This is a genomic window from Siminovitchia jepli (assembly GCF_047228825.1).
Lineage (GTDB): Bacteria > Bacillota > Bacilli > Bacillales > Bacillaceae_C > Siminovitchia.
The window spans coordinates 1-1,102 of record NZ_JBFEGN010000206.1 but is presented as its reverse complement, the minus strand read 5'-3'; the positions used below and the strand labels follow the sequence as shown (position 1 = coordinate 1,102).

The 1,102-nt window shown below is 41.7% G+C and carries 1 protein-coding gene; it reads right to left on the bottom strand.

The genetic code is table 11. The features are described from left to right. Nucleotides 1-382: 382 nt before the first annotated feature. Nucleotides 383-1,003, bottom strand: a complete 621-nt coding sequence (locus tag AB1L08_RS22410) for a DUF3298 and DUF4163 domain-containing protein (protein ID WP_413066781.1) — start codon at nucleotides 1,001-1,003, stop codon at nucleotides 383-385. Nucleotides 1,004-1,102: the final 99 nt, after the last annotated feature.

Sequence of the window (1,102 nt, the reverse complement as noted above, 5' to 3'; positions counted from 1 at the left end):
CATTGTCACCGCCCTCTGAAAGCGTGCTTTCTTTTTGTGGGTATATACGAAAAAAGGGAACATCGCAAAAAGCTTATGTTATAAAGGTATTTCTTTTTTACGGATTTTAACCTCAACTTCTTTTTCACAGTAATGAATAAAACTCTACGACATTTTCAACGAGTTCCTTATGATATTTTCTCACCGTTTGTCGATACTGTCGGATCCCCAACCATTTCGATAGTCAATGCGCCTTCGCGGTACATCACTCGGAATGTTTCCTTCAACAAACGGATCATGTGACAGGAAATGATGCTATTCCTGGATGTTTTTCACAGCATTTTCCAGGTTGCACAGTTCAGGGATATAAAGCATATAGGACGTTTCCATTTCAGCGGCGAACTCATTTATTGATGGCCATTCGACCCAGCGGTCCATTTTCATCAATGATGTCCTGTATATCATAGACAGAGATGGGAAACATGGGAAAACCAAAAGCATATGGCGTGATTTCATACAATTGAAAATAGATGACAAGTGATTTGTCCGCAATGTAACAGTCCTGATCCGGCCGAATGCGCACCGGGCCGTTAAGAAGTTGAATATTGCGCCGCTGTATTTGTGTTCGAATCATGGCGGAGAGTCTTTCGACATAATCACTTCCAGTTTTAAACAAATCTTTAAGCGTACAAAGCTTTCCTTCTTTTAGATCAAACGTCAACGACTTGATATACGTCATTCCATGGGCGGCGTGGTAATGGTAAGTATAATTGGATAATGACAAGCTGAGAACGCGGCGTTGATTGTTTTTGATTTCATAAGCCCCCATCATTTCTTCAACGGGAGACGGCAGATTTCCCGTTTGCTGATGAATGAGCTGCTCTGTTTGATGAGTGATGGTTCGATTAATCATCTTTTCCAAATCCTGATTTTGCATCCCAGTAACTCTCGGATAAAAGACGGTTTGCTGAGGTCCAAAATCAACTTTAACGGTTTGGACGTTTACCGGAAAGGCGTTCAACATGGCATACAACTCCAGCGCTTTTTAACTCCAAATTAAGCCCCACGCTATGCGTGGGAGAACAGAAACGGAAGTACCTTTACGTATGATAAAAAGTCCTCC

Coding starts and splice junctions, on each gene's coding strand:
- AB1L08_RS22410 (WP_413066781.1), bottom strand. CDS start 1,003: ATGTTGAACGCCTTTCCGGTAAACGTCCAAACCGTTAAAGTTGATTTT.